General features: G+C 57.7%; 21 protein-coding genes and 1 pseudogene. 7 read left to right on the forward strand and 15 right to left on the reverse strand.

The features are described from left to right. Positions 1 to 4: 4 nt before the first annotated feature. The 7 genes from algG to yaaA all read right to left on the reverse strand — a co-directional run bounded on the left by algG (position 5) and on the right by yaaA (position 10,217). On the reverse strand, positions 5 to 1,570 hold the full coding sequence (gene algG / locus UW3_RS0102830; RefSeq protein ID WP_010220708.1) for a mannuronan 5-epimerase AlgG: 1,566 nt from the start codon (positions 1,568 to 1,570) through the stop codon (positions 5 to 7). Between the two features lie 18 nt (positions 1,571 to 1,588). Beyond that, complete coding sequence (locus UW3_RS0102835) at positions 1,589 to 3,070, reverse strand: alginate export family protein (protein WP_010220710.1); 1,482 nt, start codon at positions 3,068 to 3,070, stop codon at positions 1,589 to 1,591. Then, positions 3,067 to 4,551 (reverse strand): alginate biosynthesis TPR repeat lipoprotein AlgK, encoded by a 1,485-nt coding sequence (gene algK, locus UW3_RS0102840; protein WP_010220712.1) that lies wholly within the window; start codon positions 4,549 to 4,551, stop codon positions 3,067 to 3,069. Before algK ends, UW3_RS0102835 begins: the two co-directional genes overlap by 4 nt. Before the next feature lie 19 nt (positions 4,552 to 4,570). Beyond that, complete coding sequence (locus UW3_RS0102845; protein ID WP_010220713.1) at positions 4,571 to 5,737, reverse strand: alginate biosynthesis protein Alg44; 1,167 nt, start codon at positions 5,735 to 5,737, stop codon at positions 4,571 to 4,573. A 37-nt stretch (positions 5,738 to 5,774) separates the two neighbouring features. Further along, the gene (alg8, locus tag UW3_RS0102850) at positions 5,775 to 7,265 is read right to left on the reverse strand and encodes a mannuronan synthase (protein ID WP_026001177.1); all 1,491 of its coding nucleotides are present in this window, start codon (positions 7,263 to 7,265) and stop codon (positions 5,775 to 5,777) included. 62 nt (positions 7,266 to 7,327) lie between these two features. Then, positions 7,328 to 8,644: a nucleotide sugar dehydrogenase gene (locus UW3_RS0102855; RefSeq protein ID WP_010220716.1), complete on the reverse strand. Its 1,317-nt coding sequence runs from the start codon at positions 8,642 to 8,644 to the stop codon at positions 7,328 to 7,330. Positions 8,645 to 9,437: 793 nt separating this feature from the next. Next, positions 9,438 to 10,217: a peroxide stress protein YaaA gene (gene yaaA / locus UW3_RS0102860; RefSeq protein ID WP_010220717.1), complete on the reverse strand. Its 780-nt coding sequence runs from the start codon at positions 10,215 to 10,217 to the stop codon at positions 9,438 to 9,440. Between the two features lie 134 nt (positions 10,218 to 10,351). On the opposite strand from yaaA, the gene UW3_RS0102865 reads away from it, so the two are divergent. Together UW3_RS0102865 and UW3_RS0102870 are read left to right on the forward strand one after the other, a co-directional pair. Beyond that, a complete protein-coding gene (locus UW3_RS0102865; RefSeq protein WP_010220719.1) occupies positions 10,352 to 11,479 on the forward strand; it encodes a polysaccharide deacetylase family protein in 1,128 nt (375 codons plus the stop codon). Between the two features lie 340 nt (positions 11,480 to 11,819). Then, a complete protein-coding gene (locus tag UW3_RS0102870) occupies positions 11,820 to 13,214 on the forward strand; it encodes a PhoH family protein (protein ID WP_010220720.1) in 1,395 nt (464 codons plus the stop codon). A 63-nt stretch (positions 13,215 to 13,277) separates the two neighbouring features. Here the strand turns inward: UW3_RS0102870 and UW3_RS0102875 are convergent, their stop codons facing one another. Then, positions 13,278 to 13,526, reverse strand: a complete 249-nt coding sequence (locus UW3_RS0102875) for a hypothetical protein (RefSeq protein WP_010220721.1) — start codon at positions 13,524 to 13,526, stop codon at positions 13,278 to 13,280. A 186-nt stretch (positions 13,527 to 13,712) separates the two neighbouring features. On the opposite strand from UW3_RS0102875, the pseudogene moaC (UW3_RS28040) reads away from it, so the two are divergent. Further along, positions 13,713 to 13,826: pseudogene (moaC, locus tag UW3_RS28040) on the forward strand (cyclic pyranopterin monophosphate synthase MoaC); the annotation flags it as partial. A gap of 39 nt (positions 13,827 to 13,865) precedes the next feature. On the opposite strand, the gene UW3_RS28045 reads toward moaC (UW3_RS28040), so the two are convergent. From UW3_RS28045 to UW3_RS26420, 4 genes are read right to left on the reverse strand one after another with little or no spacing between them, the layout of a single operon-like run. After that, on the reverse strand, positions 13,866 to 15,095 hold the full coding sequence (locus UW3_RS28045; protein WP_010220722.1) for an MFS transporter: 1,230 nt from the start codon (positions 15,093 to 15,095) through the stop codon (positions 13,866 to 13,868). Position 15,096: 1 nt separating this feature from the next. Next, a complete protein-coding gene (locus UW3_RS28050; RefSeq protein ID WP_010220723.1) occupies positions 15,097 to 16,650 on the reverse strand; it encodes a carbamoyltransferase C-terminal domain-containing protein in 1,554 nt (517 codons plus the stop codon). After that, the gene (locus UW3_RS28055; RefSeq protein WP_081492762.1) at positions 16,637 to 18,436 is read right to left on the reverse strand and encodes a methyltransferase domain-containing protein; all 1,800 of its coding nucleotides are present in this window, start codon (positions 18,434 to 18,436) and stop codon (positions 16,637 to 16,639) included. The genes UW3_RS28050 and UW3_RS28055 overlap by 14 nt, the downstream gene beginning before the upstream one ends. Before the next feature lie 14 nt (positions 18,437 to 18,450). Continuing rightward, positions 18,451 to 19,539, reverse strand: a complete 1,089-nt coding sequence (locus UW3_RS26420) for a SagB/ThcOx family dehydrogenase (protein ID WP_050989985.1) — start codon at positions 19,537 to 19,539, stop codon at positions 18,451 to 18,453. 498 nt (positions 19,540 to 20,037) lie between these two features. Here UW3_RS26420 and moaC (UW3_RS0102885) point away from each other — a divergent pair, with 498 nt between their 5' ends. The 4 genes from moaC (UW3_RS0102885) to UW3_RS0102900 all read left to right on the forward strand — a co-directional run bounded on the left by moaC (UW3_RS0102885) (position 20,038) and on the right by UW3_RS0102900 (position 22,153). After that, positions 20,038 to 20,514 (forward strand): cyclic pyranopterin monophosphate synthase MoaC, encoded by a 477-nt coding sequence (gene moaC / locus UW3_RS0102885; protein ID WP_010220726.1) that lies wholly within the window; start codon positions 20,038 to 20,040, stop codon positions 20,512 to 20,514. Beyond that, a complete protein-coding gene (locus UW3_RS0102890) occupies positions 20,511 to 20,756 on the forward strand; it encodes a MoaD family protein (protein ID WP_010220727.1) in 246 nt (81 codons plus the stop codon). The genes moaC (UW3_RS0102885) and UW3_RS0102890 overlap by 4 nt, the downstream gene beginning before the upstream one ends. 1 nt (position 20,757) lies before the next feature. Further along, positions 20,758 to 21,204: a molybdopterin synthase catalytic subunit MoaE gene (gene moaE, locus UW3_RS0102895; protein WP_010220728.1), complete on the forward strand. Its 447-nt coding sequence runs from the start codon at positions 20,758 to 20,760 to the stop codon at positions 21,202 to 21,204. Between the two features lie 172 nt (positions 21,205 to 21,376). After that, positions 21,377 to 22,153 carry an ABC transporter substrate-binding protein gene (locus UW3_RS0102900; RefSeq protein WP_010220729.1) on the forward strand — a complete coding sequence of 259 codons (777 nt, stop codon included), beginning with the start codon at positions 21,377 to 21,379 and terminating at the stop codon, positions 22,151 to 22,153. 29 nt (positions 22,154 to 22,182) lie between these two features. Here UW3_RS0102900 and UW3_RS0102905 read toward each other — a convergent pair whose 3' ends face one another. From UW3_RS0102905 to UW3_RS0102915, 3 genes are all read right to left on the reverse strand, one after another. After that, on the reverse strand, positions 22,183 to 22,809 hold the full coding sequence (locus tag UW3_RS0102905; RefSeq protein ID WP_010220730.1) for a helix-turn-helix transcriptional regulator: 627 nt from the start codon (positions 22,807 to 22,809) through the stop codon (positions 22,183 to 22,185). Positions 22,810 to 22,883: 74 nt separating this feature from the next. Beyond that, positions 22,884 to 24,014: an NAD(P)/FAD-dependent oxidoreductase gene (locus UW3_RS0102910; protein WP_010220731.1), complete on the reverse strand. Its 1,131-nt coding sequence runs from the start codon at positions 24,012 to 24,014 to the stop codon at positions 22,884 to 22,886. 10 nt (positions 24,015 to 24,024) lie between these two features. Further along, positions 24,025 to 24,975 carry an ornithine cyclodeaminase family protein gene (locus UW3_RS0102915; RefSeq protein ID WP_010220732.1) on the reverse strand — a complete coding sequence of 317 codons (951 nt, stop codon included), beginning with the start codon at positions 24,973 to 24,975 and terminating at the stop codon, positions 24,025 to 24,027. Positions 24,976 to 25,081: the final 106 nt, after the last annotated feature.

The raw sequence follows: 25,081 nt of genomic DNA on the forward strand, positions 1-25,081 counted from the left end.
TTCCTCAGTCCAGCATTTCGGTCTGGCGCTCGACCGGATCGATCAGCACGGCTTTGCCCTGGCGCACCATCAGGTCGAGAATCTCGTCCTGGCGCTCGCCCAGTACCCCGGAAAAACTGATGCCGCTGGCCTTGCTCGGGGCCAGCATCGAGACCCGGTACAGTTCCACGCTCAGCGGCGAGTCGATCGACAGCGGGCCGCTGCCGTTGGCCGCCAGCTCACCGCCGACGACGATCAGCGAGACCTTGGTGTCGAACGGGTCGAGGGCGATGTCGCGGTCGGTTTCCGACAGGTCCTTGATGTGCCCGTACACGCCCACCAGGCCGTTGGCCATGGCGACGTTCTCGTACAGGCGGATGTTCACGCTGTTGCGCACGCGAATGCCGTGGCGGCGGTTGTTGATCAGCTTGTTGCCCCAGATCAGGTTGTCGCCGCTCTCGTACAGGGTGATGCCGTCGGTGTGGTTGCGGTAGATCTCGTTGTAGGCGATCAGGTTGTTGACGCTGTTACGGTCGATCACCACGCCCGAGAGCTTGTTGTCATAGCTCTTGTTGTTGATGATCCAGCTGTCGTTGACCTCGCGCGAGACGATGATGCCGTGCTTTTTCTTGGTCCCGTACACGGTGTTGCCGGCGATGATCAAGCGGTGCGAGCGGTCGTGGGGGTCGATGCCGTAGACGATGTTGTCGCGGTAGGTGCTGTCCTTGACCACGAAGTCGCTGGTTTCGTAGCAATAGAAGCCGTACCACATGTCGCTGAATTCGGAGCCGATGATCCAGCCGGTGGGTTCCGAACGGCCCATCTGTTTGGCCATGTTCGGCGTGTACTGGGAGATGCTCACGCCGTAGGACTTACTCTTGGCGTAGCCGAAGCTGGCCATCTTGCTGTTGACGATGTAGGTCTCGGTGCCGCCCCAGGACAGCAGGAACGGGCGAAACTCCTTGGGCGAGCGGAAGGTCGCCGGGCCGTTGTCCTGCTCGCGCCAGCCGGTCAACCGGGTATCGCTGACGAACAGCTTGCCGTCGTTGACGATGAACGCGCCGCCCTCCTGGGACAGGCGCAGTTCCTTGACCTTGGCGTCGATCTCGAGCACGCCTTTTGGCCCGACCACGATCGGCAGGCGCGCCAGGTACACGCCCGGTGCGGTTTCGCGCAGGTACTGGCTGGGCACCTGCTTGCTCAACTCGGTGAAGTCGACATGGCCGTCGTCGATGAAGATCGCCTGGGGGATGCCATGCTGGCGCGCCACCCATTCGGCCATCTTGTTGTCGCCGCCGATGAACTCCTTGAGGCTGTTTTCCTGGAGCATGCGCCGCACCGAAACCTTGCCCTTGTGGCTGCGGACGATCTTTTTCTGCACGGCATCAACGGTGTAGCCGGACAGGTCCGGCAGGGTCGGTGCCGGGATCTGCAGCGGCTCGATCGGCGCGCTGCTGACGGTGTAGGTCTTGGCCTGCTGCAGCTCCTTGGCCACCGGCGTCGGCGCCTGGCCGTTGGCCAGGGCGATGCTGCTGGCCAGCAGCAGGGTGCCGGCCAGCAGGGCATGGAGCGTGTTTGGAGGAAGGCTCATTTCATTGCACCCCAGGCGTCAGAAGCGCCAGATCACGTCGACGAAAGCGCGGTGCATGTAGGAGTCCGCTTCCTTGCCATAGGCATCACCGGGCTTGAACACGCCGCCACGAAAGCGCACCAGCGCCGACGGCTCGTCGATCGACTGGCTCAGCGAGGCCGGTAACAGGCCTTGCTTGAAGTACTTGGTGACCACCAGGTCCATCTCCTGGCCGAGGTCTTTCTCGCCCTGGACCAGCGGCCGGTTGATGCCGTTGTCCTCGACCACGGCATTGATGCCACTGCTGCCGATGTTCTGGTCGCCATCGACGCGCCAGAACTTGTGGTAGATCAGGCTGGCGTCGTAGTCGTCGCGCAGTTGCCAGGAGGTGAACAGGGTCGCCGCCTGTACGTTGCCCAGCTCGCCGCGGAAGGCTTCGCCAAAGCGATGGACCCGCGAGCGGGTGCCGGTGAAGTTGGAGCGGTTGCTCTCAAGGCCGGTCTGCTCGTAGTTGCCCGAGCCATCGCTGCCACCGCCGCCGCTGCCGCGGGCGTAGGCGGCACCGACCTGCCAGTTGGGATCCAGGCGCAGGCGGACACCGAGGTCGGTGGCCCAGGCATTGACGTCGCCACTCTGTTTGCCGCTGGCCACCTGCTCGCCGTTGACCGTGGTGGTGTTGAGGCTGTCGCGATCACCGGTCAGCCAGGTCATGCTGCCCCAGTAGTTGACGCGGTTCTGGTTGCGCCAGTTGTAGGCGTCGCTGTTGGCTTCCAGGCCCAGCCAGGTGAGGTCGCCGGTGCGGGTCTTGTCCAGGGCATCGACGGTTTCGCCCGGGTTTTTCAGCTTGCCGTCGTCGTGGCTGTGGTGAGCGCGCAGGCCGACCCAGTGGCCGGGTGTCCACTGCGTGGCGACGTCGCCGTAAACGTGCAGGCGGTCCTTGTCTTCCGGGGCCAGCTCGGTGAGGTCGGTGCGGTACTCGCTGAAGCGCTCGGCCACGCCCAGGTTGGCGCGCAGCAGGGTGGTGTCGAAGGTCCAGTTCAGCGCTTCGATATTGGTGTCGCGCCACATGCCGTCGTCGTTGCGCAGGCGCTGGCGGCCGAAGCGCAGCTGCTCGCCGGGGTAGGCGGTCAGGCCGCTGTAGCCGACCCAGAACTCACGCATGGCCAGGTAGTTTTTGTCCGCTTCACGGCCATTGGTGCGGCCGCTGTCGGCCTCGGCCTGGTCGCCGGACTGGCGCAGGGTGTCGGTCTCGATGATGTCGGTAGCCGCCACCGCCTGGCCCATGGCGAAGGCGCTCCAGTTGCCGCGCTCGCCGTACACCCAGGGGCGCAGGTCCAGGCCCAGGCCGTTGACGTCGCCGCCGGAACGGGTGCCCAGGTCGCGGTCGTCTTCGGACTGGCCGGTGATCTTCACGTCCAGGCCGAAGTTCTTTTCAGCAGTCATCGCTGCCAGGGTCGGGCAGGACCAGAGCAGGGCAAAGCCCAGGCCTACGCCTGCTTTCATCCACGGATTGAGTGTCATAGGGAGTCCTCGCCTTGTTCGGGTTGCGCTTGCAGGGCCAGGGCAGCGGGGCCCATGGCGCCACGGGCCTGGCGTTCTTGTTGCAACAGGCGTTGAGCCTGGGCCTTCTGCGCCGGGGTGAGTTGCTGATCGAGTTGGGCTGCCAGCTCGCGTGACTGGTCGCTGGGATTGGCTTGTGCCAGTTGGCTGAACACCCAGGCGTTGACCAGGTCCTGGCGGATGCCGTGGCCTTCGCTGAACAGCTGGGCCAGGGCGTAGTCGGCACTGAGCTGGCCGCCGCGGGCGGCGCTGAGCAAATGATCGACGGCTTTTTGCGGGTCGACATTGCCCAGGTAGCCACGGCGGTACAGCTGGCCCAGGTAGTAATGGGCGCTGACTTCGCCGGCGTTGGCGGCGCTGAGCAGATGGGTTTCGGCTTTCTGCGCGTCGGCCGCTACAGTCTTGCCTTCGTAGTACAGGCGGCCCAGCAGCAACTCGGCACGCGGCTGTTCGGCGGCGCGGCCCTTGTCGATGTACTCCATCAGCTTGTCGGTGTCGCCAAGCTCGGGGAAGTCATAGAGCAATTGCGCCAGGCTGACCCAGGAGCCGGGGTTGACCGGCGCCACCTGCTCAAGCAGGGCCTGGGCGGTTTTCTCGTCGGTCTGGCCGAGGCTGCGGTCGGCCAGTACGCGGGCAACGCTGTCGACCCGGGTGGCGGGGATCGCGCCATGCTGGTAGGCGCTTTTCAGCTGTTCGATCAGTGCCGCCCGTTGCTCGGGCTGGGCGCGTTTCTGGTAGACGGTGGCCAGTTCCACATAGCAGATGTCGGTGCTGCTCAGCGCGGTCTTGCAGATGCGCTCGACCTCGTCCAGGTGCTGGTCATAGGTGTCCTGGGTGCGGTACAGCAGGACCTGGGCCAGGCCGGCTTCGGGGTAACCGGCGGCACGCCACTTATCGATCTGCTGCTGGGCGTTGGTGCCGGGGAAGCTCTGCGGGTATTGCAGGTAAAGCATCGCCAGCGGGATCAGGGTATTGCCCTCGCCATTGGCGAAGGCTTTTTTCAGCAGGGTTTCGGCTTCCTGGCGCTCGGCTTCGGTAGCGTCCGGCTTGGCGGCCAGCAGGCGTCCGAGGCGGGCTTGGGCACGCGGCGAGATATCGGCGGCAGCGCGGTAGGTGGCCTCGGCCTCCTTGAGCTTGGCCGGGTCGCGGGTTTCGATCTGGATATCGGCCAGGCCTACCTGCGCTTCGCTGTAACCGAGGTCGGCGAGCTGGCGGTAGTTCTGCTCGGCCAGGGCGGTGTCACCGCGCTTGAGCGCCTCGTTGGCCAGGCGCTGGTCGGGCAGACCGGCACAACCGGCCAGGCTGATGGCCAGGGCCAGGCCGCAAATTTTAAGGGCATCGCTGGCAAGCCAGCTCCCACAGGGGACTGTGGTGTTACCCGGATCATTGTGGGAGCGGGCTTGCCCGCGATCGAGTGCGTAGCACTCGCCGGCGTTTAGCATATTCACAGGCAGACCCTCATCAAAGCCCACGGGCCACGGCTTTATCGATCAGCCAGTCCAGCGACGGGCCACGGTTGCTGTCCACCGCCACCGGGCGGCCGGCCAGTTCGCTGGGCAGTGCACCCTCTGGCTTGATCTGCACGCGAATATCCGAAGACAGGTCTTCGCTGTTCAGGCTGGTGCTGCTGACGATCTCGCCCTTGCGCCAGTCGTCTTCACCGGCGATCTGGAAGTTGACGCGAGTGCCGGGTTTGACGTCGTCGAACTGGCGATAGCTGAAGCGCGCTTCAATGGTCGGATTGCTGGTGCGCGGAATCAGTTGGAAAATCACCTGACCCTTGCTCGCGTACTGGCCGTTATCCACCAGTTGGCGGGCGACCACGCAATCACAGGGGCTGGTCAGGGTGCCGCTCATCTGCTTGCCGAACAGCTCCTCGACCTTGGCCGGCTCCAGCTGCTGGTCATCCAGGTGGCCCTTGAGCATGTCCAGCATGCTGGTGCTGAACGAGGCCAGCGGCGCGCCCTTGACCACCTGGCCGCCGTTTTCCACCAGGCCCTGCACGGTGCCGTCGCGCGGCATGGTGACGTTGCTGGTCGGCACGCTGACCACCCCGGCCTGGGCATGGCTGACGAAGTACAGGCCATACACCGACTTGGCAATAAAGCCGAACGCCGCCACGCCGACCACGAACACGCCGAGGCTGAAGGTCACTGCGCGCAGGCGGCCGAACGCGCTCATGCCGCCGCTGGCATCCTTCTGTTTGCGCGCCTTGGTGAAGTTGTCGCGCTGCAGGGTGCTGAGCACATCACCGATGGTGATCAGCTCGCCGGACAGGTGCGAGGTGATGATGTGGCGCAGGGTGGCGATGTCACGCGGTTCGAGGTTCTGGAACTGCACGCCGGTGCGGCCGCTGGACGGGTCGAAAGAGCGCACCTGGATCTCGATGTCCATGGCCAGGCCGAGCTTGTCGACGGTGAACTGCAGGCGCCCGCGCAGCACTTCGCCAACCTTCAACGGGTGCTTGGCGTGGAAGCTCAGGCCGCCGGCGGAGAGGTCGTCGACCTTCACTTCCAGGGTTTCGCGGTTCCCCCCCAGGTAGCGCAGCTTGGCCGGGATGCGCACCCGCGCGTGCTGACGCTGGGCTTCGGACTCATGCACGACATTGACGTTGACGGCGGTATTCATGGCGATTTGTTCCTGTTTAATCCAATCGGGTTCCGGCTCACACGACCATGAACAGCACAGCAATGAAGATGCTGGCCGCCGAGAAGGTCATGGTCCGGGAGGACCAGGTGTTGAACCATTGTTGAAAGCTGGCGAGGTCGCGCTTGAGGGCAGTGGGCTGGCGGGTCCAGGACTGCTTGTCGAGGCGGAAGAACACGTAGATCTTCATGATCGCGCCGACGATCTGGTTGTAATAAAGAATCAGCGGGTAGGCCGGGCCGATGTTGTGACCCGAGCACAGCAGCATGATCGTCAGGATCAGCCGGGTGATGCCGATCCACAGCAGGTACACCAGCAGGAACGCCGGGCCGAACTTGAGGCTGGCGATCACTGCGACGGTCAGGCCCAGCAGGCTGGTCCACATCGACACGCGCTGGTCGAACAGCACCACGCTGGTGAACAGGCCGAGGCGGCGGATACCCAGGCCCAGGGCCCGGGAGTTCTGCCGCAGGTTGTTGCCGTACCAGCGGTACATCAGTTTGCGGCTGGCCTTGATGAAGCTTTTTTCCGGCGGGTGCTCGACCGTGTTGATCGCCGCATCCGGCACGTAGAAGGTGTCGTAGCCCAGGCGCATGAGGCTGAACCAGCTGGACTTGTCGTCACCGGTGAGAAACTTGAAGCGGCCCAGGCGCCAGTGCTGCAGCGAGTCGTTCTCGACGTCGGCGATGAACTCGGGGTTGGTCACCACGGCGGCGCGGAACACCGACATGCGCCCGGTCATGGTCAGCACGCGCTTGGACAGGGCCATCGAGCACATGTTGATGTGGCGTTGGGCGAAGCGCAGCTTGTGCCATTCGCTCATGATGTAGCCGCCACGCACTTCACAGAATTCGTTGGTGGTCAGGCCGCCGACATTGCCGAACAGCTTGAACCAGGGCACGGTCTTGCGGACCACGCCTTCGCCGAGCACGGTGTCGCCATCGATCACCGCGACCACTGCGTTCTCATCCGGCAGGTGGCGGGAGATGGCACGAAAGCCGTAGGCCAGGCCGTCGCGTTTGCCGGTACCGGCGATGCGCACGAAGTCGAGGGTTACACGTTCCGGCGGGTTGTATTTTTCCCACAGGCTTTTCACCAGCAGCTCGTCGGACATTTCCACCAGTGAACAGACCACCGTCGTCGGGTAACCGCAGTCGATCGCCTCGCGGATCACCGAGCTGTAGACCTGGGCGGTAGTCAGGGCATCGATGCGAAAACTGGTGACCATCAGGTACACGTGGGACGGGTCGGCCGCGCTACCGAGCTTGCGCACTTTGCGCCGCAGGTAGGGGTAGACCACGTAGAGGAACAGCATGCCGCGCACAAAGTGCGTGGCTCCCATGGAATAGCGCCAGATGCCGACGGCGCCGACCAGGAAAATGAAGTCCTTCGAGTCGGGGTCGAAAATGGAGTTGGGCAAGGCCAGGGCGATCAACATGAGCAGGCTCACGTAGAACAGCCAACCGGCGACCTGTAACAGGCCGTGCTTGAGCCTTTGCATGTTCTGCATCCGTATCGAATGGAAAGGGCGTTGATGGTGCGCGGGGCCGGGTAGCCCCGCGCAGCCTGTGGTTACCAGCAAATACCTTCGGTACGGCTGGCCGGGCAGGATGGTTTGTTCATGAAACCGACCAGGTCGATGACCTGTTTGCCTTCCGGAGCCTGTTGGGCCAGGGCACGGAATTTCTCGTCGCGGTTGCCCAGGACGATCACGTCGGCGTGCTTGATCACCTGGTCGAAGTCGGCATTGAGCAGCGACGACACGTGCGGGATCTTCGACTCGATGTAGTCCTTGTTGGCGCCGTTGACCCGCGCATACTCGACGTTGCTGTCGTAGATGTTCAGGTCGTAGCCCTTGCCGATCAGGCGTTCGGCCAGTTCCACCAGCGGGCTTTCACGCAGGTCGTCGGTGCCGGCCTTGAAGCTCAGGCCGAGCAGGGCGATCTTGCGCTTGTCGTGGCTCTCGATGATGTCGAAGGCGTTCTGCACCTGCGATTCGTTGCTGGTCATCAGCGAGTTGAGCAGCGGTGCTTTGACGTCCAGGCTGCCGGCGCGGTAGGTCAGGGCGCGCACGTCCTTGGGCAGGCACGAGCCGCCGAAGGCAAAGCCCGGGCGCATGTAGTACTGCGACAGGTTCAGGGCCTTGTCCTGGCAGACCACGTCCATCACTTCACGGCCATCGACGCCGACAGCCTTGGCGATGTTGCCGATCTCGTTGGCGAAGGTGACCTTGGTGGCGTGCCAGACGTTGCAGGTGTACTTGATCATCTCGGCCACTTCGATGTCCTTGCGGATGATCGGTGCGTCGAGTTCTTCGTACAGCGATTGCAGAAGGTCGCCACTGGTCTTGTCCAGCTCGCCGATGACGGTCATTGGCGGTTGGTCGTAGTCTTTGATCGCGGTGCTTTCGCGCAGGAATTCCGGGTTGACCGCCACGCCGAAGTCGACGCCGGCCTTTTTCCCCGAACAGTCTTCGAGGATCGGGATGACCACGTTCTTCACTGTGCCCGGCAATACGGTGCTGCGCACCACGATGGTGTGGCGGCTGGATTTTTCCCGCAGCACGAAGCCGATTTCGCGGCACACCGACTCGATGTATTCCAGGCCCAGGTCGCCGTTCTTCTTGCTTGGCGTACCGACGCAGATCATCGACAGGTCGCTGTCGCGGATGGCGGCGGCAAAATCGGTGGTGCCACGCAGGCGGCCATTGTCGATACCCTGTTGCAGCAGGGCTTCGAGGCCCGGTTCGACAATCGGCGATTTGCCTTGGTTGATCAGGTCGATCTTGGTGGTGGATACATCGACGCCAATCACTTCATGACCCCGTGCCGACAGGCAGCCAGCACAGACTGCACCCACATAACCCAAACCAAAGATGCTGATACGCATCGCATTCACCTCATGTGTTTATCACGCCGGCTCAATAAGAAGAGCCAGACCGGGTTGATTAACCAGCAGTTATCGGGCACACGGCGGCGTGGCAAAAAGATGTCACTTCACCGTGTGCAGGCATATAAATATCAAGTGCAAAAGTCTTTGCACTTAAACTTGGCAGCCAAAGGCCAATAATTATGGGCGTGCCCTGTTATGCAGCCGTCTTTATTGCAGATCGGTTACCCGGAACTGCAGTGCTTGTTCTTTCAAGTGAATAAAATCCTTTGAAATCAACCACAAGGACGATTTGTAGGGGCGCGTTTCTCCTGGGTTCAACTGTAGGTCGGGCGACCGACACTCAAGTCAAAGTTGTCTGGATGCACAATGGCTGTGCGCTCCAATCAGTGATGTAAGTCATCTCTCACCTGTCGCTCGAGAATCGTTACGGGTGGTATGAGCGACGGCTGAGGGGATAAGTTCCGGGGCGAGTTCAAAGGTCGTGAAAGATTTTTTAATATTTTATCTGATGGCCATACTTTCACTTTGATAGCACTTGGCAGTTTCATCCCTGTATATAAAGGGCGAACGCGAGGGGGGATGTTTTTGTGCCAGTACCGGAAATTATTTTTCGAAATTCGTCAAAAAATTACGAACGGTCTTATGGCATTTTGCAATAAAACTAGGTGGGTGGTTTTTTGGCGTCAGTATTATGGCGATTGTTCAGGCGTCATCGCTGGCAAGCCAGTGCCCACAAAAACCTGTGGGAGCTGGCTTGCCAGCGATTGGGCTGTGAAGCGGCCCCAGAGGGTTACTCGTCCGGATGATCGCGCAGGAACACCAGGTTATCGGCCTTCGACAGCTCGGCACTGTAGTAGTAGCCCTGCACATCGAACTGCTTGAGCTGTTCGGGATCGTTGATGCGTTCCTGGATCACGAAACGGCTCATCATGCCGCGGGCCTTCTTGGCGTAGAAGCTGATGATCTTGTACTGGCCGTTCTTGAAGTCGCGAAATTCGGTATTGATCACCCGCGCCTTGAGGGCACTGCGCTTGACCGCGCTGAAGTACTCGTTGCTGGCCAGGTTCAGCAGCAGCTCGTCGCCTTGCTCGGCCAGGGCCTGGTTCAGCCATTCGCTGATGCGCGTGCCCCAGAAGGCATACAGGTCCTTGCCACGGGCGTTGGCGAGCTTGGTGCCCATTTCCAGGCGATAGGGCTGCATCAGGTCCAGCGGGCGCAGCAGGCCGTACAGGCCGGAGAGCATGCGCAGGTGATCCTGGGCGTAGCTGAAGTCGTCTTCGCTGAGGGTCTGGGCATCGAGACCGGTGTACACGTCACCCTTGAACGCCAGCAGCGCCTGTTTGGCGTTTTCCGGGGTGAAGGCCGGGGTCCAGCTGCCGAAGCGCGCGGCATTGAGACCTGCGAGCTTGTCGGAGAGGTGCATCAGTTCGCTGATCTGCGCAGGCGACAGTTCACGCAGTTGCACGATCAGTTCCTGGGAGTCGTCCAGGTACTGCGGCTGGGTGTAGCATTGGGTCACCGGCGGGGTGTCGTAGTCGAGGGTCTTGGCGGGGGAAATCACCGTCAGCATCAGGTCGGCTCCTTTATTCGTGGCGCCGATTCTACGGGGCGGGGGCGGCGATCTCCAGCTATCAAGGTAATAGCCACAGACCATCCCGACACTTGGCGCTATAGTGCGCGGCGAGGAAAACGGAGAGCCCGATCGTGCGCATTGCCCTTCTCTTACTGGCCGGACTGTTCAGCGTTGCTGCTGGTGCAGCGCCTGCCCCGGTCGCCACCTTTGACCGCAGCCACTGGCCTGAGCCGCTCGACAGCCCGGCGTTGTTCGATGTCGCCTCGCGCGCCGAGATCCTCGGCTTCGCCCGGGTGCTGGGTGAAAGCGAGGTGCTTGATCAGGGCACCCTGGCGGCGCGGCTGAACCTGCGGCAGATCAACCTGGTGTCGATCAACAGCCTGCGCCAGCGCCTTTGGCAGCGCTTGTGGCGCAACTACGACCTGGCCCAGAAGAGCTGCGAGCAGGACGCCTCATTCTGCTATGCCATCGACGACCTGGCTGATTTTCACAAACAGACGGCGAGCTTCGAGGTTGCCGCCGATTCCTTTTATGGCGGTTGGGCCGAGCCCGGCCGCGCTTTTCACGAGCGCTACCTGGACGAGTTGCTGCGCAAGGCCGCGCTGTTCCCGCAGACTGCCAGCGAGATCGAGCGCTTCTCCGACCTTGAGCGCAATGGCGACGAGCTCAACGACCGGCTGTTCATGCTGACCTTCGATGGCGGCCCGTCATTGGCGGGCGGTAGTACCGACGGCCTGGCCGAGTTCCTGCGCCGGCAACGGCTGTCTGCGACCTTTTTTGTGTTGGGCAACAGTCTGCAGAACCGGCGCGACAAGACCTCGCTGGCCGACCTGAGGGCGCTTTACCAGGACCAGTGCGTGGGCTTGCAAGGCTGGCAGTATCGCTCCCACGGGCAGTGGCAGGGCTGGCAGGACTCGGTACTGCGCAGCCAGGCGCGGGTGCAGGGCGACTTGCCACAGCAGTATGTGCCGTTGTTCCGGCCGCCTTACGGCCAGCGCCGTGCCGACAGCCAGGCATTCTTCGCCGGCCAGCATTTGCAGGTGGTGTTGTGGGATATCGACGCCCAGGATCAGGGCGCGTTGAACAGCGAGCAGTCGGCCCAGCGGGTGCTGACCTTGATGCTGCTGTGGCGCAAGGGGCTGATCCAGTTTCACGACGCCCAGCCCAAGGCGCAGGAAGCACTGGCCTGGTTGCTCAAGCAAACGGCGCAGAGTGGAATTGGCTGGGAAGATTGCCGGAATTTCGGCGAAAAGCTGTGAAGATGTGAGGATCGCTTGGCGCCCGGGAATAAAACGCCGCAGGCATTTCACATGACTGGATTTATGACTGTAGCGGTGCTTTGCCCCTGCGCCAAGGGCTAATTGGCCGATCGAAAAATAAACTTCAAAAAAACGTAAAAACGCTTTTTTCGGTCATGGGTTTTGCGGTATTACGAAGACAGACCGCCGAACCCTGCAGCACAGGTGGCGTCCTACGGCCCATTCTTTGTTCGCAGCTCCCTACCCGTAACGACGCGGGCCCGGGGAGAACCGGCGGCCACTTCGCGGCGCAGCACCGTTCAGGTATTGCGTCGTCTGGCTCCCACAAAGGTGACCGAGTATGGATGATCAAGGACGCACCACTTCCTCCAACCAGCCAATCCTTTATGTGCTCGATACCAATGTACTGATTCACGATCCCAACGCATTGCTCAACTTCGAGGAGCATCACGTCGCCATCCCGATGACGGTGCTGGAGGAGCTCGACAAACTCAAGACCGGCAAACACACGATTGCCGCCGAATGTCGCCAGGCCATCCGCCTGATCGACCAGACCCTGGGCGATGCCACGCCGGCCGATGTCGAGCAGGGCGTGCCGATCCAGCGGGGCAAGAGTGGCCCCAAAGGCTTTTTGTCCATTCTCATGAGCCCGCGCAACGAGCCCAACCGCCTGCTGCCGGAAAACCTCGCAGACAACATCATCATCAACCAGTTGCTGGAGCTGCGTGGTCGACGCAAGGAAATGGACGTGGTGCTGGTCACCAAAGATATCAACATGCGCCTCAAGGCCCGCGCCTGTGGGATCGCGGCCGAGGACTACAGCACCGACCAGTTGGTTGACGACGTTTCCCTGCTGTCCAAGGGCTATCACAGCGTCACCGGCTCGTTCTGGGACCGCGTCAGCAAGGTCGAGACCCGCCAGGACCATGGCCGCACCTGGCACCGGGTGCAGATGATCGATAACCTGCCGGCCGTGCATATCAACGAGTTCATCATCGACGAACAGGGCTTCGTCGGCTGGATCAAGGGCATCAAGGATGGCGAGCTGGTGCTGCTCGACCTGCACCAGGAGCCACTGCTGCACCAGGAGGCCTGGGGCCTCAAGCCCCGGGACATTCATCAGAGCCTGGCGCTGTTCGCCTTGCTTGACCCGGACATTCACCTGGTCAACCTAACCGGCGCCGCCGGTTCCGGCAAGACCATCCTGGCCCTGGCTGCCGCCATCGAGCAGACCATGGTCAGCAAGCGCTACCGGCGCATCATCGCCACCCGCAGCGTGCAGGGGCTGGACCAGGAAATCGGCTTCCTGCCGGGTACCGAAGCAGAAAAAATGGAGCCTTGGCTCGGGGCAATCACCGACAACCTCGAAGCCTTGCACATGGATGACGAAAACACCCATGGCAGCGTCGAGTACATCCTTGAGCGTGTACCGCTGCAGTTCAAATCGCTGAACTACATTCGGGGCCGCAGCTTCCAGCAGAGCCTGATCCTGATCGACGAATGCCAGAACCTCACCCCGCACCAGATGAAAACCATCATCACCCGTGCCGGCACCGGTTCCAAGGTGATCTGCCTGGGCAACCTGGCGCAGATCGACACCCCTTACCTGTCCGCTACCAGCTCCGGCCTTACCTACCTGACCGAGCGCTTCAAGGACTTCCCCAACGGCGTGCACATCACCCTGCAGGGCGTGCCGCGCTCGATTCTGGCCGAATACGCCGAATCGCACCTGTAACCATCACGGAGGTTGTAAAAAAGCCCGCATCAGTCGATGCGGGCTTTTTCATTGCCGGTGACTTCATTTCCAGCCACGGCCAAAACCGCTCCAGCCGGTGAAAATCACGCTGATGATGGTGTCGTCCCCGTCGAGAATCAGCAGGTAAGGGCTTTGCCCGGTGTAACCAATGACCCCCGGCCGAATCTCGGTGACTTCACCCCCGCCTGCCGTTTCGCTGATCTGTTTGGCTAGCTGCTTGCTGAATGTTTTGCCAATGTATGGAGCAAAGACGGGTTGCAACTTTTCGTAGTCTTTCGCGTTAATGACCATAGCGGTGCCTCCTGGCGTCGGGTAATGGTGTCTTCAAGTGTGCAGCGTTGCCAGTTTCTACCTGCCCGAGCGCCAGCGTGTAATAGATGAATAACGCACATTAAAAGACGCTGGCATTGCCCGCGCTTGTCGCTAAGGCCTGACTCGAGGGTTTACAATCGGCTGTCCTGAAGCAGGAGTAACGCTGTGCTGACTCATCTCGATTCCCAAGGTCGCGCCAATATGGTCGACGTCACCGATAAAGCCGTGACTTCGCGTGAGGCCGTGGCCGAAGCGCGGGTGCGCATGCTCCCGCAAACCTTTAACTGCAAGCCTGCACTTTCGCAGGCTTGCAGTGTTTCAGTCTATGGTTGCGCTATCTCGTATGCTGGTACTTTCTGAATGATTCGTCCGATGGGTAACATGTAGCGTACAAGCGATCAAGGTGGTGGAGATACCTGCTGCTAAGAGAACGCTGGCGATGTTGGCCAATTCCGCTAGCCAACCACCCAGTATGGGGAAACTGATGAACAGAGCGATGGATAGAGTGCGCACAGTCGCAAATGTCGTACCCAATTTGTTAGGGGGACAAGTGAGTTGCAAAGTGGTTGTGAGGCCCTGAGTTGTCAGGCCATAGGCGAATCCGGCGAGAAGAAAAAGTAGCGACAAGAGATTAAGCTCGAAATACGCAGGAAAAAAGCTGAGAGATCCGACTGCGAGTACTGCGAGACCAAAACACATCGACGCTATTGTGGAGCAGATACGCGAACCACTACGATAAAAGCGTGGAAACAAGAAGCCTGCAAAAATGCCGCCCAGTGCAGTTGCACTGACGATAACGCCGAAAGACGTTGCACTTTGTCCGTTCCCCTTCAACAGCAAGCTCAATAGGGAGTCGTATAGACCCAAGGCGGCTGACTGGGAAAGTATGCACATTAAAAAAATACGTGCGGTCAATTGTTTTTTGAAAAAACTATAGATTTGTCGGTTGCTGGTTTTTGGAATTAAAGGACATGTGGCCTCGCTTCTCATGATCCTTGCAGATAGTAAAGTTACGAATAGTAAACCGCACAAACACACAAAAGCGGAAAGTAAAAAACCGGCTGACTTAAAACTCAATCCTGTGAGAATCCCAGCTGCAAGGGGGGATACGATTTTTACGGTTTGATCTATTATCATAATTAATGAAGTGTTACGGATAATCTGCGGTGCGGTCAGCAAGTTTCTTGTGAGAACGACTTCGGCCGCTGTTGAGCCAAGGTTAGATAAGCCCTTTAGCATTGTAAATGCCAAAAACAACTCGACGGAAGGGGCTGCAAACAGAGCGCAAGATGCAATGAAACGAATACAGAAACTGACCGAGATTATTATGCAGGGGTTGAATCGGTCTGCCAATGATCCTAGATAAGGGCCAAAGAGAAGTGCCGGAATCCCATACAAGGAAGCTGCTAATGCTAGCGTTTGTGCCGAGGCATCGAAAATGAAAGTTAGCGTCGAAAAAATGAGTATGAAGTCGAGCCATAGTACAACAGAGCTGCAGAACCGGATTCCACACAGAGAGAAGTAGTTCTTGGTGCTGATCTGTTGCACTTCAACGGTCTCCTGGCTTGATATACATTGTGTCATTTATCACAAATGTCATTATATTATGTTTAATGCAGAACCTTTCGAGGTCTGTTCGGTTGTTGATAAAACCAGAGCCGCTGAAATTGAGTGATGTGTTACACAGTACTCCGACGTCGGTGGCCTCCTTGAAATTTTTAAGTAGCTCGTATGTGGCTGGGCTGTCTCTGTAAGTGATTGTCTGCACGCGAGCAGTTCCATCTACGTGGGTTATCGCTTTGAGGCGCGGGTCAGTTACAGTGTAAAAAGTCAGCATAAATTTGCTTGATGTACACTCTTCGAAATGTAGTGCTGCGTCTTCCTCAAGGCAAATTGGGGCGATGGGGCGATAGTGTTCTCTGTTTTTTATTTGGTTTAGCTTGGCCGTTGTAGTTTTTAGAAAAGGAGCTGCAAAAATAGAGCGATTACCTAATGCTCGTGGACCTATTTCACATTTTCCTTGAACCCAGCATATTATCTCTCCTCTAGCTAGTTTTTGACTGACTAGGGATAATGAAAGCTTAGAAGCCTCGTATTTGGAAGGACTGTCAGTAGTACGGGTATTAGAAAATTCCTGGCCAGAGTAAACACTCCAATTCAATTTTGACCTTGCAGAAAAGGTCTTGTTCGCCAAGGCTGCGGCCCCTATGGCGACCCCAGTATCATTTGTGCAGGGTGGGACAAAAATATCTGTGAACAACCCGGAACACTTCCATTTTTTATTCCAGTCGCAGTTTAGTCCACAGCCGCCTGCTATTAATAATGGCCTTTTTTTGTGGATGTGTTTTCTGAGTCGTCTTGAAATGAGTTCGAATAGCGAGTTGGATATCTTTCTTGCAAGGTCGCAAAAGTCCTGGCTTTGAACACCAATATTGTAATATTTGCTGGCTTTTAGGTCTGATTTTGAAAAGCTATCAATGGGGGAAGGGGTGTCAAGGATGTAACTAAGTAGTAGTCGCTCATCATCGGTGATCTCAGCATTTCTGCCAAAAGCTGCGAGAGCCATCATTTTTCCGGCATCTCCCAATCGACAGTATCCTTTAGGTAGGTCGAAATGAGGGTCTGCGACGCCGAATGCAAATGAGTATCTCAATCCAGGGCTTTGAATTATATCCTCCAATAACTCGATGCTCAGATCCTTTCGAATTAAATAGAGTTTTCCTATGAAACCTTCGAGGAGCAGTACATAGCAATCTGTTGAATCGGCGTATGGGGATAAAGCATAGGAACATATGATATGTGAAAGTTCATGGCTGCAATATAACCAGGGGATGTTGTCCCGTTGTTCAAGCTTGTAATTGAGCCCGAGATAGCCGCCGTCGGTGGGGGCACTCCGTGGGTCATTCCCCCGCGCCCATCCACTTACGGCTATTACATCAATGCTACTGGACGAAGCGGAAAATCCCCTCGCGAGGTTGGTAGGAGTGTTATAGGAGTATCTGGGATTGTTATCCTTTTCGGCTTCATAGCTAAATACAAGCTCGCCATTGCTAACAAAGCAGATATGGCCGTCGTGTCCAGTGTTAAAACTAACTATTTTCATGTGTCATCCTTGGTCGAAGCCAAAAAAGGTACATGTTGCTAAAGGTGCTAGGGTTTGCTATTTCAAAATCGTGCCATTCATTGAGTAAAGATTTGGTGTCGCGATTCGTATTGAATTTCGAAAATGACGGTCTTTGTGATGCTGAATTACTTAGTTCGAATCCCGCGAAATCCAAATTGTACAGGCGTATGAGGTTGTAAATCTTACGGGTGGTGAAAGGGATTTCACAGGGGTTGAATAGGAGATCCATGCAGCCTTGAATTGAGTAAAAATCTTTAGAGTGGATAAGGTTTTCCAATTGTTTAGGGTAGAGCGTAATTGCTAAATTTCTAATAGAAGGGATATTGTCAGGTGTGTAAGGGATTTCGTGCTCTTTACATTTTGTTTTTAGGGTTTCTAAAGTTGTTCTTGCATACTTGCTGTAGAGGCCAAGTTTTATAATTCCGTTAGGAGCAAGTACTGAAAGTAATGTCTTGAGGGCTCGCGCCGGCTGTTTGAGATGATGCAATACGCCGATGCACTCAATGATTTTAAATTTTATGCCAAGGCTAGGTGTATCGGAGATGCTGCAGTGGATGAATTTTACGTTCTTAATTGAGTATAGTTTTTTTTGTTTGTTTGCATGTCGAAGGCTTGGCAGGCTCACATCTACGCCGATTACGTCAGTATCCGGATAGTTTAATGCAAGCTGTATAGCATGGCGGCCGGTTCCACAGCCGGCTACCAAAATACGCTTGTTGGTCCATGAATGGGTGCTTGGATTCAGCCCTGTATTGGAAAAATAATCTTCTAGTGTACTGGGGGTGTGCAGGGGGAGCTGTTTCCAGTGAGGGTAAGGGTTTGATTCGTAGAACTGCCTAAGTTTGTCACGATTCACACTGTGTAATAACTTTGGGTGTGGTTTTGTCCTAGGGGTGTATTTGAATTTATCATTCTCTATTTCAATGTCTATTGTTCTTGGCTTAGATGGGGCTGTGATCAAGATTTCGGCGGTTGTCGTGGAGCGTTGTCTTGTGGTGGGGGAGTTGTCGCAGGTGTCGTGTATTCCGTTGGAAAGAAGATTTTGAGTTCTCAAAGTTTCAAAGATATAAGCTTGGTGGGGTGTAAGTTCTCCAAGGGTCGATAGTTCTTGGAGCGCTTTGTTTAACAGGCTCAGGCCATACTCTATAGTCGGATTGGTGGCTGTTTGTGTATTCAAAATCGAAGCAAAAAGTGGGTAGTCTTCGAATGCAGATAGTAGGTGTAAGCAGTTAGCCGGATGAGAGGAATGAAAATAATCCTCGCATGCGATAATGTCGAGGTATGCATCAGATACTGCCTGAAGGTCTATGTTGGAGTTCGTTGAAATTTTCTCTAGTGTTCTGGCTGATTGTCGATCTACGCCGGCTCGGTTTGATTTCCTGATTACCTCTAGATACCTAACTGCAGTTGCATATTCAACAGTGTCCTGAGCTTCAATAGCTTTTTCATAAGCCCAAAGTGCTAGAGTATTATCGCAGGTCTTCTCGCAAATCCGGCCAAGGTTTGTAAAGTAGATTGAACGTCCTTTTTCAGTTTTATGGGCTAATGAGCATGCTTTTCTGTAATAGGCAGTCGAGTGCTCTAGGTTTCCAAGTTTTTCGTGTAATACACCTAGGTTGTTTAGGGTTTTGAAATTGTCGCTATACAGATCTAAACTTTTGTTATATGAATCTTCGCAGGCGATGAGGTTATCACTTTTGAAAAAACTGTCTCCGGCGACTCTTTCGCACTCGGAGGCTGCAAGTAGATATTCAGATTTTTCCATGTCATGCTTATCCTCTACAAGAGCTTTTGTATTCCCGGTGATAGAGGGTCGGAATAGCCAGGTCCTGCCGCTGCCACGAAGATAGAGTGTTCTTTCACGCCATCGATGCAGACCATATCGTTCAGCATGTCATCGATGAAGTAGCCAGTGACCCAAGTGTTCAGTTCATAAGCGGTAGCGACTAAGTTAAAAGTTTGAGATAGATGGCCTACATCCAAGAGGGCGGAGCGATAGGCTCTTGAGTGGGGGTACTTCCACCAGAGTTTGTCAAATCTAGATGTCATAACGATGAGAAAGGATGCATCACTTGCAAACGCCTGGTGGCAAAGCGCTTTATTTAAGTGTTCTATTTTTTCACTTACCAAAGTTAGCGCGTGTTGGTGTGAGCGGTAATGGTAGATACCTCTTTCGAGGCTGTTTACATTTAATGCTATTAGGTAGGCTTCGGTTGCCTGAAGGCAGCCAGCGCTGGGCGAGGAGCGTCGATAGCCGACTGTTTTAACTCCACGTGCCGCTAGATCGTGCTGATGAGAGTCTCCGTGAATTTTTCCAAATGTTGCGAACAGTAAATTTGAGACGATTTCGAGGTCAATTTTACTATTTTTGAAGTGACGGCTTGTTTTCCGTTGTTTCAGAGTTTTCACCAGAGAAGTACTTAACTCCGATAGTGAGTTAGGTGGTAGAGGAAAGGTTTTCCCTTCGCGCTCTGTGTCAATGGTTGGCATACGCTCAGCTATACTTTCACAAAACGCTACATAGCCCGTCTCTGGGTTTTCATTCTGGTCGGATAAGTCTGATGGAAAATTGTGCTTGCTACCCAAGTGAAAAATTCTGGCTATATCATCCCAGCCCCAGTTGCTCTGAGTGTATCCATCGGGTCGGGAAGAATTTACGCTGGTTTCTAAAAAACCAGCCTCAGTTAGAGTATCGTCCTCAGCGGCTGGGTGATAGGGTAATAATCGTGATGTGGTTAGTTCGTAAAATCTATCTAGGAATCGGCGATCAAAAAAATCATATTGATGTCCTGTTTGCAAATTCCAAGCGACAAATCTACCTTTGCTGACGGTGAAGATTATATTCTCGTTGATGTTGTATTTACTCATGTAATTTTTCTCCGGATTGGGCAGGTGTGGCCTGCCCAATGTCAAGATTAACTTACAAGTGCCTGTTTATCATTCAGTCTGGTGACCAAGATGTGGTAGGCGTCGTTCGACAGTGAACTAAGATGGCTCTGCATGATAATTTTTTTCATGTGAATCCCTCGTTGTTGTTGGTGAAGCTTGATGGCCTCATGTGTGAGGATAATTTTGCTCTGGTCAAAGTCAATGTTAGGTGTTGTCAGTGAATTCTTATAAGGTTGTAAGAATATTCATGGGTTTAATGTGTTTTAAGTATCAGCAAGTTAGAGTTTTTTCTATTTCATGTGCAGGGTGATCCGTTTGAATTAATTCTTGGTATGGCAACCTTTAATTCTCTCAACGCAAAACCTATATTCAGCCGTACACCCCAATAAAGCGCCTTGACGCCGGCCCAGGCTATTTTTCGCTTCGAAGACCTGACCCCAGGGTTTACACTCTTTGCTCCTGAACAGGAGGAAAGCTGTGCTGACTCATCTCGATTCCCAAGGTCGCGCCAATATGGTCGACGTCACCGATAAAGCCGTGACTTCGCGTGAGGCCGTGGCCGAAGCGCGGGTGCGCATGCTCCCGCAAACCCTGCAGATGATCGTCGAAGGCGAGCACCCCAAGGGTGACGTGTTTGCCGTGGCGCGCATTGCTGGCATCCAGGCGGCAAAGAAAACCAGCGACCTGATTCCGTTGTGCCACCCGTTGCTGCTGACCAGCGTCAAGGTCGAGCTCAGCGCTGAAGGCAACGACACCGTTTACATCGTCGCCCGTTGCAAGCTGGCCGGGCAGACCGGCGTGGAAATGGAAGCCCTGACCGCTGCCAGCGTCGCGGCCCTGACCATCTACGACATGTGCAAGGCGGTCGACCGCGGCATGATCATTGACGGCGTTCGCGTGCTGGAGAAACTGGGCGGCAAGAGCGGCCATTACCAGGCGGATGAAGTCAAATGAACATTAAGGTGATGTATTTCGCCCGTTACCGGGAGGTTCTGGGTATCGACGTCGAGAAGCTCGACGGTTCGTTCGCTACCCTGGATGACGTACGCAAGGCACTGGTCGCAAAGGGCGGCAAGTATGAGGTGCTGAGCGAACAGAACCTGATGTGCGCGCGTAACGAAGAGCTGTGCAAGCTGGACGAGCCGCTCGAAGACGGTGACGAAGTAGCGTTCTTCCCGCCAGTGACCGGAGGCTGAGATGAGCGTTCGAGTCCAGGCCGAGGCCTTTGATCCGGGTGTCGAAGTCAACGCCATGCACGCGGCCAATGTTGGCGTGGGCGCGGTGGTGGGTTTTGTCGGCTACGTGCGCGACTTCAATGATGGCCAGGACGTGGCGGGGATGTTCCTGGAACACTACCCGGGTATGACCGAAAAGGCCCTGGGCAAGATCGTGGTTGAAGCCGAGCAGCGCTGGCCACTGCTCAAGGTTGAGGTGCTGCACCGTATCGGCGGCCTTGAACCGGGTGAGCCGATCGTCTTCGTCGGTGTCGCCAGTGCTCATCGCCAGGCCGCGTTCGACGCCTGCAATTTCATCATGGACTACCTCAAGACCCGTGCGCCGTTCTGGAAGAAGGAACAGACCGGGGACGGCCCGCGCTGGGTCGAAGGCAAGCAGAGTGATGAGGACGCTGCCGGGCGCTGGTAACCCTGTGGGAGCTGGCTTGCCAGCTCCCACAATGCTTTTGCTTGTTGAGTTTTAATACGAAAAAGTCCAGTATGGAATTATGAGTACAAAATAGTTCCAGGCCGCCCCTTGCCTGCCCGCCTTTCCCTCTGTCTTGCAACACACCTCCAACAACGAGCGAGAGAGACCCGTCATGAACAAGTTCACCCTGATCAGCGGTCTGGCCATGAGCCTGTTGGCCAGCAGCAGTCTGTACGCCGCTGGGGATACCCTGCGCATCGGCATCGAAGCCGCCTACCCACCCTTTGCCTCGAAGAATGACAAAGGCCAGATCGTCGGTTTCGACTACGACATCGGCAACGCCCTGTGCGCGCAGATGCAGGTCAAGTGTGAATGGAAAGAAGTCGAGTTCGACGGCCTGATCCCTTCGCTGAAAGTGAAGAAAATCGACGCCGCGCTGTCGTCGATGACCATCAGCGAAGAGCGCAAGAAGTCCGTGGACTTCACCCACAAGTACTACTTCACCTCATCGCGGCTGGTGATGAAAAAAGGTGCGGTGGTCGATGACCAGTACGAAAGCCTCAAGGGCAAGACCGTCGGCGTGCAGCGCGCGACCACCACTGATCGCTACGCCACCGAAGTGTTCGAACCCAAGGGCATCAAGGTCCAGCGTTACGGCAACAACGAAGAAATCTACATGGACCTGGCATCCGGACGGGTCGATGCGATTTTTGCCGACACCATTCCCCTGGAAGACTTCCTGTCCATGCCCCGCGGCGCGGACTACGCCTTTACCGGCCCAGAGCTCAAAGATCCGAAATACGTCGGTGAGGGCGCGGGGATTGCCGTGCGCAAGGGCAATGGCGAGCTGGTCAGCCAGCTCAACCAGGCCATCGACGCTATCCGCGCCAACGGCGAATACCAGAAGATCCAGGCCAAGTACTTCAAGTCGGACATCTACGGCGACTGATCGCCGACTCACTCAAGGCCTGGAGCCAGTCAGGCCTTGAGTTCCTTCAGGTGTTTGTACACCGTCGCCCGTCCCATCCCCAGCACATTGGCCACATAGTTGGCCGCACTCTTGCCTTTGAACGCGCCTTCGGCGTGCAGGGCCAGCACCAGTTCGCGCTTGTGGTCGCGGCTGAGCAGGTTGAGGCTCAGTTGCCGTTGACGCAGCCAGCTGTTGAGGAAGGTGTTGATGCGTTCTTGCCAGTCATCGCGAAACAGCGCATCGGGCTGCGGGATCAACTTGCTTGGCGAGAGGAACAGGTCCAGCGCCGCCTTGGCGTTCTCGAACAGAGAGATATTCAGGTTGATGCACAGCACCGCCAGCGGCTTTCCGGCCGGGTCGCGCAGCACGGTGCTCAGCGAGCGGATCTTCTGCCCGTCCCAATTGAGTTTTTCGTAGGGGCCGATGTTGGTCTCGTCGGTGCCCGCCTCGAGCATGTCCTCCAGGGCCGCCTCATCGCCAATCTCGCGCTTGGACAGGTTGTTGGCGATGTAATCGATCTTCTGGCTGCGCAGATCGTGCAGCACTACTTCGGCGTGGGGGAAGAACAGGGTGGCGATGGCGTCGGCGATGGCCCGGTAGTTTTGCAGGGCGGGATCGGGGCGGGGTGTGGGCATTCGGGCAGGCTCCAGGCGGTGTCAGCGCCCTTGGCGAAAGGGCGCTGGGAGTGTGCCGCAATCGCGGCCGGGCGTCACCCTTGCAGGCGGCGCGGCGACAGCATTGCGGCGTTCAGGCCAAAGCCCTTGAGTGCTTCGGGCAAGTCCTCGCCACGCACCAGTGCGGCGCTGGCCTGGCCCATGGCCGGCGAGGTCTGGATGCCATAGCCGCCTTGCGCGGCAACCCAGAACAGGCCCGGTACCTGTGGATCGAAGCCGGCTACCAGGTCGCCGTCGGCAACGAAGCTGCGCAACCCGGCCCAGGTGCGGGTCGGGCGGCGAATGCTCAGGGTGGTGGCTTCTTCGATCTGGTAGATGCCCATGGCGATGTCCAGTTCTTCGGCCTGCACATCATGGGGCTCGACCGGGTCGGCATTGGCCGGAGAGCCGAGCAGCATGCCGGCGTCGGGTTTCATGTAGAACGATTCATCGAGGCTGACCAGCATTGGCCAGGCATGGCTGTCGATACCTTCGGGGCCGGCGAAGATGAACGCGGCGCGGCGCTTGGGCTGCAAGCCCAGCGGCTGGGCGCCGGCCAGTTCAGCGATCTTGTCGGCCCAGGCACCGGCGGCGTTGATCAGCACGGGGGCGCTGAAGCTGCCACGGCTGGTCTGCACCTGCCAGAGACCGTCGGCGTCGCGGCGCAGTTGCTGAACCTCGCAGTCGCTGTGCACCTCGCCCTGCTGGCGGCGAATGCCGCGCAGATAGCCCTGATGCAGGGCGTCGGTGTCGATGTCGCTGGCGCTCGGGTCATACAGGGCGCCATGCACCTTGTCGCGGCGCAGCACCGGCAGGCGCGCGCAGGCCTGCTCGGCGCTGAGCAGCTCGACTTCCGGCACGCAGGCCTTGGCGCTCTGGTACTGGCGCTGCAACTCTTCAGGGTCGCCGTTGAGGTCGACGGTCATTTCCCCGCGCGGGCTGAGCAGCGGGTGCTCGGCGAAGCCTGCTGGCGGGTGGTCGAAAAACGCGCGGCTGGCCAGGGTCAGCGCGCGCACTTGTGGCGTGCCATAGGCGGCGGTGTACAGCGCCGCCGAGCGGCCGGGGGAGTGGTAGCCCGGCTGCGACTCGCGCTCAAGCAGCAGCACCCGGCCGTGGCCGGCCAGCCAGTAGCCGGTGGAGGCGCCGGCAATACCGGCGCCGATGATGATGAAATCAGCCTGTTGCATGGAGGTTTCCTCAGTCGGCGCGTGGCAGGCGGTACAGGGCGTTGGCCAGGGCGATGTCTTCAAGGCCCAGGCCGATGGAGCGGAAGAAGGCGTGGCGCTGGTAGGTCGGTTTTTGCGCTGCGCCACTGATCAATTGCGCCAGATCGCCGACGATCGCTTCGGCTTGCCAGCCATGTTGCTCGGAGGCGATGCGCATCTCACCGGCGCTGCCCGGGGTGGTCACCCGGTAATCGCAGTAGACGTCCATCTCGCTCAAGCTCGCTGGCGGCACTTCATGGGCGCGGACGGCATTGGTACTGATCGAGGTGATCAACGCGGGCTTGCTCAACTGGCGTGGGTCGAGCACCGGGCTGGCCGAGGAGGTGCACAGCAGGATCACGTCGGCATCCGCCACGGCCTGCTCCAGGCTCGCGCAGAGCACCAGACGTGGATCAAGATCGGTCAGGGCCTGGCGCTGCCCGGCCGACTGTTCGCTAAGGCTTGGCGAGTACAGGCGGATATCCTGCCACTCGCGCAGGCCGCGGGCGTAATGCAGGTGCGCGCGGGCAATCGGGCCGCTGCCGACCAGGGTCAGGCGCCGGGCGTCAGTGGCCGCCAGGGCGTCGACGGCCACGGCGGTGGTGGCGGCGGTGCGCGCGGTGGTCAGCTCGCCGGCATCGCACAGGAGCAGGGGTTGGCCGCTGTCCATGGACATCAGTAGGGTCCAGGCGGTGACCAGCGGGCCTTGCTCACGGACGATGTAGGGCGAGGTCTTGACCCCGTAGACGCGCTCCTGGGCCAGTACGCCGCCATAGTTGATGAAGTCGCCTTTGCCTGCCGGAAACTCCACCAGTTGCTGGGGCGGTTGCACCGCTTGCCCGGCCGCCAGGTCACGGAACAGGTTGCGCAGGATCTGCGGGACATCCACCTGGGCGAGCAGTTGGCGAGCGTGCTGTTGATCGATGACGAGAGGCGCAGACATGCGAAGCTCCAAATGAACTATTTTGTCTATTATGGACTTTTTGTTTATTTGGGCAATATCGGAAGGATTAAATGGACGAAAAGCATCGCGGGGCAAGCCCGCTCCT

The sequence above is a fragment of the Pseudomonas donghuensis genome (genome assembly GCF_000259195.1).
GTDB lineage: Bacteria > Pseudomonadota > Gammaproteobacteria > Pseudomonadales > Pseudomonadaceae > Aquipseudomonas > Aquipseudomonas donghuensis.